Here is a 9,274-nt window from a genome sequence, read left to right as displayed (position 1 = left end):
CCGGATCGCGGATCACGATGACAACGGGCAAAGACCCCATCCTGAGACGATCACACGATCCGGTGCGGGGCCCCGGGTGGCCACCCGGGGCCCCGCAACCCGGCATCTCCACAATGCCACAAATCAAACAGACAATCCTGAGGGAGCCCCCGCGACCATCGTTCCGATGGTCGCGCGCCTTTGCGGCGACGCGACGCGTCGCCGGGGGCGACCGAAGGACCTCGTGAGGCGGGTTCGACCCCAACGGTGTCACAGAACGGTCATCCGGGTTCGGAGCCCAGGCCGGACCGCCGGCAGTTCTCATTTTGGCCACGTGGCCTCTGGTGGGAACCGCCGGGAGGCCCGGGTGCGATCTTAACTCCCTCCCCTGGATAGGGGAGGGCCGGGGTGGGGTTGATGCGGCAAGCGGGACCCGTGCGGACATCTCCTCGCCCCCCTCCCAACCTCCCCCCGGCGGGGGGAGGAGAACAGTCCAGCTCCGGGTGCAGCGGTGTTCTGCCTCCATCCCGAGAATTGCTGCCGGACCGCCGGCCAGCTTGCCTCGGGCGCGCACGGTGGCCCATACTCCGGCCGAACCACAGGCACGGGCAAGACAGCGGAGCCAGGACGGATGAGCGGCGATACCGGGCGGACGCGCCTCCTCCACATCTCGGCGGATTTTCCCGATCCTCTCCGGCCCGCCAAGACCCGCGCGATTGCCAACCTGCTGGCGCTGACCGACGACGTGGTTCAGCACACCGTCTACTCGATCAACCGGGTCTCTCACACCCTGCCGCTGGCCGCGCTGGTGTTCGGTCCCGACTGGCGGGCGGTGGCCTATCCGGGACCGCCGCGCGGGCTGTTCCTGAAGACCTACCTGGACCGCCTGGGGGACTGGATCCTGCGGGACGTGCGGACGCGCGGCCTGTCCGTGGACGCCGTGCACGCCCACAAGCTGTCCACCGACGCGCTGGCCGCCGCCCGGGTGGCCGACGGCCTGGGTGTGCCGCTGCTGATCTCGTCGCAGGGCAATTCCGATCTCAAGATCATCGGCAAGCGTCCGGACCTGCGGCCTGTCTGGCGGGGCCTGTGGCGCCGGGCGGCGGTGGTGTTCCCGTTCGCGCCCTGGACGGCCGAGGGCCTGACCGCCATGCTCGGACCGCGTGAGGGGTCCGTGGTCACGCTGCCCTGTCCCACCGGCCAGGACAGCGTGATGACGCCGCGCCCGACCGAGCCGGTCATCAAGACGGTCTTCAATCTGCACGACTACGAGAACAAGAACGCGGTGGGCCTGATCCAGGCCGTGGCGGCGGCGGCCCGGACCGTGCCCGACATCCGGCTGGAGATCCTGGGCGGCGGCGATCCGACGGGATACGCGGTGCTTCAGGGGGCCATCCAGCGCCACGCGCCCGATCGCTGCCGTCTGCGCGGTCCGGTCCCTCACGAGGCCGTGCAGGCCGAGATGAACGCCGCCTGCGCCGTGGCCATGGTGTCCCGGCGCGAGAGCTACGGCATGGTCTATGCCGAGGCGCTGCTGGCCGGCGCGCCCGTCATCCACGCGGCGACCAACGGGATCGCGGGGTATTTTCCCGCCTCGCCGGCGGTGGTGGGTGTCGACCCGGGCGATCCGGATGCTCTGGTGGCGGCGCTGGTCGCGGCCGTGCAGCGCCAGGCCGAGGCCAAGGCCGCCCTCGCTACGCTTCAGGCGTCGGGGGCGCTGGACCAGTTGACCGACCGGGCGATCCGGGAGACCTACGCGACCGCTCTGCGGACGTGCCTGTGACCCCAGGGCGTTTTGAGTGACCTCTGGTTCAATCAGAACGCCCTAATCTTTTAATGTGAAAGCATATCGTCGGCGCGATCCGTGCCGGTTCGCCCGGGATTTGCTTTGGCCGATCCGAAGGCGTAGGGCCGGGCCTCGGGGCTGACCGTGTCGCGCACGCTGCGCGGGGGCGGCATTTGGTGCAGGCCAAGAAACGCGGCCTTGGCCTCGCCCCAGGCCCCTTGAGCGGGCAGCTTGGCGATCCGCGCCAGGGCCGCGACGTATGCCATTGGCAGGATCAGCGGCCGATGCCGCCGAAGGTAGCGCAGCCGGTTCCGGTAGGTGAAATACAGGGAGAGGGGAGACGCGCGCCGGTTGACCGCCCCCGACCCGATTGCCGTGCCGCCGTGATGGTGCACGACGGCGTCGTCGCACATCACCAGGGGCAGGTCTCCGCGACGGGCCGCCCAATCCACCTCTTCGTAATACAGGAAGTAGTCTTCGGGCATCGGCCCGACCGCGTCCACGAACCGGCGGGAGGCCACGACACTGGCGCCCGAGATGTAGTCCAGGCTTTCCGTGGGTGGGGGGGCCACGTGGGCGGGATCGGCGCCTCGATTGATGTTCTCGCAGATGCCCGACCAGCGCCGGATGCGGCCGCCGTCCGACTGGATGAGACACGGCGCCTCGCGGTACAGGATCCGGCAGCCCATCAGGGCGAACGGACCCGTGGCCTCGGCACGGCGGGCCAAGGCGGCGGCGGTGCCGGGCGCCACCTCGCAGTCCGGGTTCAGGAGCCAGAACAGATCGCAGCGGGGATCCTCCAGCGCGTAGCGAAGGCCATGGTTGATGCCGGCCGCGAACCCGCCGTTCACCGGCGCATGGATCAGCGTCACCATCGTGTCCGGCCCCTGGGTGTCCGGGTCCGCGGTTTCGTGGATACTCACGCCGTTCGTCTCGGCCCAGGCGCGCACGGTGGCCACGCTATCGTCCGGCGAGGCGTTGTCACAGATCACGATGCGCAGGTCCGCGCCTTCGGATGCCAGAAGGCTGTCCAGGCATCCGACGATGACGGGGGCGGACTTGTAGGTGACGATGATGACGCCAATCATGAACCGGATGCCTTATCCTGATCGGCGATGAACCGGACTCGTCCGCTTCATCGCCTCCGCCGCTTCGCGGCGCCGGTGCGGTCGCACCGGCCGGCCGACGAAAAGGATGAACCTTTCCGTCGGCCGGTCCCCCGGCGCGGGGCCAGTGTCCACGTTTCGCGGGTTGGGTCCAGGGCAATGTGCCGGGAGCACAGGGCGGAGTGGGCGTTGGGCCGCGTGTCTCACACCGTCAGGCGCCGGCGGACATCGGCCTCGCGCGCGGGATCCTTCAACTCCGCGCCCGTGCCCTGGATGACGATCTCGCCCCGGTCCATGACATAGAATGTGTCGGCGAGGTCGCGGGCGAAGTCGAAATACTGTTCCACCAGCACGATGGCGATGTCGCCCTTCTGGCGCACCGTCTCGACGGCGTGCCTGATCTCCTCGGCCTCCTCGGCCGTGGGACCGGAGGTCGGCGCCTTGCCGCGCAGCCGGCCGATGGCGCGGCCGATGTCCTTGATGATCGAGGGCTGAATGCCCTCGGTGGGTTCATCCAGCAACAACAGGCGCGGCCGGGTGACCAGCGCGCGGCCGATGGCGAGCTGTTGCTGCTGGCCGCCGGACAGGTCGCCGCCGCGCCGCCCCAGCATCTGGCGCAGCACCGGGAACATCTCGAAGATCTCGTCGGGGATGGTGCGCTCTTTGCGGGGCAGGGGCGCGAAGCCGATCTCCAGGTTCTCCCGCACGGTCAGCAGCGGGAAGATCTCGCGGCCCTGGGGCACGGAGGCCACGCCCTTGCGGGCCCGGGCCTCCGGACGCAGGCCATGGAGGGGCGCGCCGTCCAGGCGGATCTCGCCCGCCGCGATCGGATGCCGCCCGCAGATGGCGCGCATCAGCGAGGTCTTGCCGACCCCGTTGCGGCCGAGGATGCAGGTCACCTGGCCCGGTCGAGCCTCGATGGAGACGGTCTTGAGCGCGATCGCGGCGCCGTAGTACAGGTCGATCCCCTCAACGTTCAGCATGGCCGCTATCGTCCCAGATACACGTCGATGACTTCGGGCACGGCGCTGACGTGGGCCAGCGAGCCGTCGGCCAGGACCGTGCCCTGGTGCAGCACGGTCACCCGGCAGTCCAGCGCCTTGACGAACTCCATGTCGTGCTCGACCACGACCACGGCGTGATCGCCCGCGATGGCGCGCAGAAGCTGGGCCGTGCGCATGGTCTCCTCGTCGGTCATGCCGGCGGCCGGCTCGTCCACCAGCAGCAGCTTGGGGTCCTGGGCCAGCAGCATGCCGATTTCCAGCCACTGCTTCTGCCCGTGGGACAGACCGCCGGCCAGATCGTGGCGGCGGTCCTCCAGCCGGACCAGGGCCAGAAGCTCGTCGATGCGGGTGGCCTGTGCGCTGGTCAGCCGGGCCATCAATGTCGCGAACACGCCCCGGTCCGCATTCAGCGCCAGCAACAGGTTGTCCTCGACCGTGTGGGTCTCGAACACGGTCGGCTTCTGGAACTTGCGGCCGATGCCCAGGCGGGCACTGCCGGCCTCGTCCACGTGGGTCAGGTCCACGCGCCCATCCCACAGCACCGTGCCCGCGTCGGGCCGGGTCTTGCCGGTGATGATGTCCATCATCGTGGTCTTGCCGGCGCCGTTCGGGCCGATGACGGCGTGCAACTCGCCGGGATCGACGATGAACGACAGGCTGTTGATGGCGCGAAAGCCGTCGAAGGTCTTCGACACCCCGTCGATGTACAACAGGGCCGATGTGGCCCGGCCGGAGAAACTGGGGGACATGGCCTAGGCCTCCTTCCGCCGCAGGCCCACGGGAGCACCGCCCCGCATGGGTCCCCGGCGGTCGAGCACGCCCAGGATGCCGCGCGGCATGAACAGGGTGACGGCCACGAACAGCCCGCCCAGCACGAACAGCCAGAAGTCGGGGAACCAGCCGGTCAGCAGGGTGTTCGCCGCCCCCACCACGATGGCGCCCAGGGCGGCCCCCACCAGCGTGCCGCGCCCGCCCAGGGCGACCATGATGACGATCTCGATGGAGTTGGCGGGCGAGAATTCGCTCGGGTTGATGATGCCGACCTGCGGCGTGTAGAGCGCGCCCGCCAGCCCGGCCAGCATGGCCGAGACCGTAAACACGAACAGCTTGTAGCTCTCCACGCGGTAGCCCAGGAAGCGGGTCCGGCTCTCGGCGTCGCGCACGGCGACCAGGACCTTGCCCGCCTTCGAGGTCACGATCACCCGGCACAGGATGAACCCGGCCGCCAGGGCCAGCCCGGACAGCACGAACAGGCCGGCCCGGGTGGCGTCCGACTGCAGGTCGAAGCCCAGCACGTCCTTGAAGTCGGTCAGGCCGTTGTTGCCGCCGAACCCCATCTCGTTGCGGAAGAAGGCCAGCATCAGGGCATAGGTCAGCGCCTGTGTGATGATCGAGAGGTAGACGCCCGTGACCCGGGAGCGGAACGCCAGCCAGCCGAACACGAAGGCCAGCAGCCCCGGCACGATCATGGTCATGGCCAGCGCGAACCAGAACATGTCGAAGCCGTACCAGAACCACGGCAAGGCATCCCAGTTCAGGAACACCATGAAGTCGGGCAGCACCGGGTCGCCGTAGACCCCGCGCGGCCCGATCTCCCGCATCAGATGCATGCCCATGGCGTAGCCGCCGAGCGCGAAGAACGCACCGTGCCCCAGGCTGAGGATGCCGCAGTAGCCCCACACCAGATCGAGGGCGACCGCGAGCAGTGCGTAGCACAGGTACTTGCCGAACAGCGAGACGGCGAAGCTGGGCAGGTGGCCGGCTGAGCCGGGCTCAAGGGCGAGGTTGGCCACGGGCACCGCCACCACGACGATGAACAGCAGGCCCAGGAAGATCCAGGACCGGCGGTCGAGCGCGCGCAGGATCATGGCGTCACGCCTCCACCGCGCGGCCCCGCACGGCGAACAGGCCGCGCGGTCGCTTCTGGATGAACAGGATGATGAAGACCAGCACCAGGATCTTGGCGAGCACCGCGCCGGCGAACGGTTCCAGGAACTTGTTGGCGATGCCCAGGGTAAAGGCCCCGGCCAGCGCCCCCCACAGGTTCCCCGCCCCGCCGAACACGACCACCATGAAGCTGTCCACGATGTAGCTTTGTCCCAGGTTGGGCGAGACGTTGTCGATCTGGCTGAGCGCCACGCCGGCCAGCCCGGCCACGCCCGCGCCCAGGCCGAAGGTCATGGCGTCCACCCATCCGGTGCGCACGCCCATGTCGGCGGCCATGGCCCGGTTCTGGGTGACGGCGCGCATCTGCAGGCCGATCGGTGTGCGCCGTAGCACCACCAGCAGCAGCGCGAACACGGTCAGCGCGAAGACGATGATCCAGAGTCGGTTGTAGGTGATGGTCAACTCGCCAAGCTGCATGGCGCCGGACATCCAATCGGGGTTGCCGACCTCGCGGTTGTTGGGGCCGAAGATCGTGCGCACGGTCTGTTGCAGGATCAGACTGATGCCCCAGGTGGCGAGCAGGGTCTCCAGCGGGCGGCCGTACAGCCAGCGCACCACGCCCCGCTCGATCAGCACGCCGACGCTGCCCGAGACCAGGAACGCCAACGGCAGCGCGATCAGCAGCGACCACTCGAACAGGCCGGGGGCGCTGGTGCGGATGATCTCCTGCACGAAGAACGTGGTATAGGCCCCCAGCATGACCAGTTCGCCGTGCGCCATGTTGATGACGCCCATGACGCCGAAGGTGATGGCCAGGCCGATGGCCGCCAGCAGCAGCACGGAGCCGAGCGAGAGCCCCTGCCAGACGTTCTGGGCGTAGCCCCACAGCTCCAGCCGGGCCTCGACGGCGGCGCGCGCCTCGGCGGCGGCGGCCAGCAGGTCGGCGGGTCCGTCGTCGGGCACGGCGGCGGCCAGGGTGGACAGCGCATCCTGCCCGCCCCGGGCCTCGATGGTCCGGACAGCCTCAAGGCGCGCGTCCAGCGGGGCGCCGGCATCGGCGAGCAGGATCGCCGCGCGGGCCTCGGCCATCAGGGTCCGCAGGGCCGGGTCCGTCTCCTGCGCCATCGCGGCTTCCATCGGGCCCAGCAGGGCGGGGTCTCGGGTGTCATAGAGCGCCTCGGCGGCCGAGCGCCGAGCTTCCGGATCGGGCGAGAGCAAGGTCAGGCCGCCGATCAGTGCATCCACCTGGTTGCGGATGGCGTTGTTGACCTTGACCTTGGAGACGTCGCGGCGGCGGACGGTCTCCAGCGGTTCGCCGGTGAACAGATGGAACAGGTGCATGTCCCGCCGGTCCCGCTCGGCGATCACCAGCGTTTCATCGTCCTTGCGCCAGTGCAGGTCGCCGTCCCGCAGTTCCTGAAGCACGATCGCGGCATCCGGGTCCCCGGTCGCGGCGAGGGCCTCGGCCGTCTCGGCGATTGCGGAGAAATTGGCGTCCACGAAGCCGGCGGCGATCTCGCGCAGGCGGGCCTCGTCGGCGATCGCGGCGGACGGGGCGACACACATCAGCAGGGCGGCGAGAAGGAAACGGCGAAGGCGGGTCATGGGCGGTCGGATCCAGTGCGGGGACGACGGGATGGGCGCGGATCAGGGAGGGAAGAGGGCCGACCCTGGCCGGCCCTCCGCCTCGGTGCGCCTGTCGGAACGCGGTGGCGATCAGCCGCCGGTCCCCCCGCACTGGCCGGTCTCGGTGTTGAAGTTGCCGCAGGACATCGGCTTGCGCCAATCGGAGATCAGCGGCGCGGATTCCGGCAGGTAGTCGGACCAGGCATCGCCGACCACCAGACCGTCGGTGGAGTCCACGATCTCGAACTGGCCGTCGTCCTGGATCTCGCCGATCAGCACCGGCTTGGTGATGTGGTGGTTCGGCATCATGGCGGAGTAGCCGCCGGTCAGGTTGGGCACGGCCACGCCGACGATGCTGTCGATGACGGCATCCGGGTCGGTGGTGCCGGCCGCCTCGACCGCCTTCACCCACATGTTGAAGCCGATGTAGTGCGCCTCCATCGGGTCGTTGGTCACGCGGGTGTCGTCGCCGATGAAGGCGTGCCAGGCGTCGATGAAGTCATAGTTCGCGTCGGTGTCGGCCGACATGAAGTAGTTCCAGGCCGCCAGATGGCCGACCAGCGGCGCGGTGTCGATGCCGGCGAGTTCCTCTTCGCCGACCGAGAACGCCACCACGGGGATGTCGGTGGCCTCGATGCCCTGGTTGGCCAGCTCCTTGTAGAACGGCACGTTGGCGTCGCCGTTGATGGTGGAGACCACGGCGGTCTTCTTGCCGGCCGAGCCGAAGGCCTTGATGTCGGCCACGATGGTCTGCCAGTCGGAATGGCCGAACGGCGTGTAGTTGATCATGATGTCTTCGGCGGCCACACCACTGTCCTTGAGGTACTGCTCAAGGATCTTGTTGGTGGTGCGCGGATAGACGTAGTCGGTGCCGGCCAGCACCCAGCGTTCCACGCCCTGGTCCATCAGGTAGTCCACCGCCGGAATGGCCTGCTGGTTCGGGGCCGCGCCGGTGTAGAACACGTTGCGCTGGCTTTCCTCGCCTTCGTACTGGACCGGGTAGAACAGCAGCGAGTTCAGTTCCTCGAACACCGGCAGCACGGACTTGCGGCTGACCGACGTCCAGCAGCCGAAGACGGCGGCGACCTCGTTCACCTCGATCAGTTCGCGGGCCTTCTCGGCGAACAGCGGCCAGTCGGAGGCCGGATCGACAACCACGGGCTCCAGTTCCATGCCGAGCAGGCCACCCTTCTTGTTCTGCTCCTCGATCAGCATGAGCATGGCGTCCTTGAGCGTCGTCTCGGAAATCGCCATGGTCCCGCTGAGCGAATGCAGGATGCCAACCTTGATCGTCTCCTGGGCCACGGTCGGCGTGGTGGCGACGACGCCGAGACCGAGGGCCAGTCCCGCAAGTGCCTTTTTCATGAGCTTCGGTTCCCTGTTCGGTTTTGAAACGACACGCGATCGCAACAGGGCAAAGCAGGTGGTGTGCCAGATGGGCCTTGGTTCGGAAAATGCCGCGGAGTCAGGGAGATGGCGCACAGGCGCGGCACGTGGGGGCGATGATCGGCTGATCGACACGGCCGGATTTCGCTCAAATTTTAGTCACCTGATCGATTGGTGACCGAAATCGGGCAGCCGGCCAGGGCTCGGAATCCAGATGACAGGGGTGTCATGGTTCGTGCCCCATCACGAGATCCTTCGCGCCCTTCGGGCGCTCAGGATGACACTGTCTATTAAAAGTGTGTCATCAACTCAGTTTGTGGCGGGTTCGGGCTGAGGCCGGAGGACAGCGTTTGCGATGGTGACGAGCTTTCTGGCAACGGCGAGGAGTGCGCTTTTTGGTGTCTTTTTGTTGCCGATAAGCCGTTCGTAGAAGGCCTTGAGGTCGGGGTTGTATCGCACGGCGGAGAGCGCGGCCATGAAGAGCTTGGATCGCAAGGCGC

Annotated in this window: 7 protein-coding genes and 1 pseudogene; 1 reads left to right on the top strand and 7 read right to left on the bottom strand. The window is 68.3% G+C overall.

Features of this window, described 5'->3' with window-relative positions:
* The first annotated feature begins 610 nt into the window (after positions 1-610).
* On the top strand, positions 611-1,762 hold the full coding sequence (locus GHC57_RS18070; RefSeq protein ID WP_153346885.1) for a glycosyltransferase: 1,152 nt from the start codon (positions 611-613) through the stop codon (positions 1,760-1,762).
* Between the two features lie 50 nt (positions 1,763-1,812).
* On the opposite strand, the gene GHC57_RS18065 is transcribed toward GHC57_RS18070, so the two are convergent.
* The 7 genes and pseudogenes from GHC57_RS18065 to GHC57_RS18035 form a co-directional block, all read right to left on the bottom strand.
* Positions 1,813-2,853, bottom strand: a complete 1,041-nt coding sequence (locus GHC57_RS18065; RefSeq protein ID WP_153346883.1) for a glycosyltransferase family 2 protein — start codon at positions 2,851-2,853, stop codon at positions 1,813-1,815.
* 221 nt (positions 2,854-3,074) lie between these two features.
* Positions 3,075-3,854, bottom strand: a complete 780-nt coding sequence (locus GHC57_RS18060; protein WP_153346882.1) for an ABC transporter ATP-binding protein — start codon at positions 3,852-3,854, stop codon at positions 3,075-3,077.
* 5 nt (positions 3,855-3,859) lie between these two features.
* Positions 3,860-4,624: an urea ABC transporter ATP-binding protein UrtD gene (gene urtD, locus GHC57_RS18055; protein ID WP_153346880.1), complete on the bottom strand. Its 765-nt coding sequence runs from the start codon at positions 4,622-4,624 to the stop codon at positions 3,860-3,862.
* Positions 4,625-4,627: 3 nt separating this feature from the next.
* Positions 4,628-5,743, bottom strand: a complete 1,116-nt coding sequence (gene urtC / locus GHC57_RS18050; protein ID WP_211369241.1) for an urea ABC transporter permease subunit UrtC — start codon at positions 5,741-5,743, stop codon at positions 4,628-4,630.
* Between the two features lie 4 nt (positions 5,744-5,747).
* Positions 5,748-7,367 carry an urea ABC transporter permease subunit UrtB gene (gene urtB, locus GHC57_RS18045; protein WP_153346878.1) on the bottom strand — a complete coding sequence of 540 codons (1,620 nt, stop codon included), beginning with the start codon at positions 7,365-7,367 and terminating at the stop codon, positions 5,748-5,750.
* A 111-nt stretch (positions 7,368-7,478) separates the two neighbouring features.
* Positions 7,479-8,753: an urea ABC transporter substrate-binding protein gene (gene urtA, locus GHC57_RS18040; RefSeq protein WP_153346876.1), complete on the bottom strand. Its 1,275-nt coding sequence runs from the start codon at positions 8,751-8,753 to the stop codon at positions 7,479-7,481.
* A 330-nt stretch (positions 8,754-9,083) separates the two neighbouring features.
* A pseudogene (locus GHC57_RS18035) lies at positions 9,084-9,274 on the bottom strand (IS110-like element ISEc32 family transposase); the annotation flags it as partial.

Source organism: Roseospira navarrensis (assembly GCF_009601025.1).
Lineage (GTDB): Bacteria > Pseudomonadota > Alphaproteobacteria > Rhodospirillales > Rhodospirillaceae > Rhodospira > Rhodospira navarrensis.
The sequence above is the reverse complement of the archived record's forward strand: the minus strand, read 5'-3'. Positions and strand labels throughout refer to the sequence as shown.

What these genes read in the sequence shown, in the direction of transcription:
- GHC57_RS18070 (WP_153346885.1), top strand. Translation starts at nt 611, where the DNA reads ATGAGCGGCGATACCGGGCGGACGCGCCTCCTCCACATCTCGGCGGAT.
- urtD (WP_153346880.1), bottom strand. Translation starts at nt 4,624, where the DNA reads ATGTCCCCCAGTTTCTCCGGCCGGGCCACATCGGCCCTGTTGTACATC.
- GHC57_RS18060 (WP_153346882.1), bottom strand. Translation starts at nt 3,854, where the DNA reads ATGCTGAACGTTGAGGGGATCGACCTGTACTACGGCGCCGCGATCGCG.
- GHC57_RS18065 (WP_153346883.1), bottom strand. Translation starts at nt 2,853, where the DNA reads ATGATTGGCGTCATCATCGTCACCTACAAGTCCGCCCCCGTCATCGTC.
- urtB (WP_153346878.1), bottom strand. Translation starts at nt 7,367, where the DNA reads ATGACCCGCCTTCGCCGTTTCCTTCTCGCCGCCCTGCTGATGTGTGTC.
- urtC (WP_211369241.1), bottom strand. Translation starts at nt 5,743, where the DNA reads ATGATCCTGCGCGCGCTCGACCGCCGGTCCTGGATCTTCCTGGGCCTG.
- urtA (WP_153346876.1), bottom strand. Translation starts at nt 8,753, where the DNA reads ATGAAAAAGGCACTTGCGGGACTGGCCCTCGGTCTCGGCGTCGTCGCC.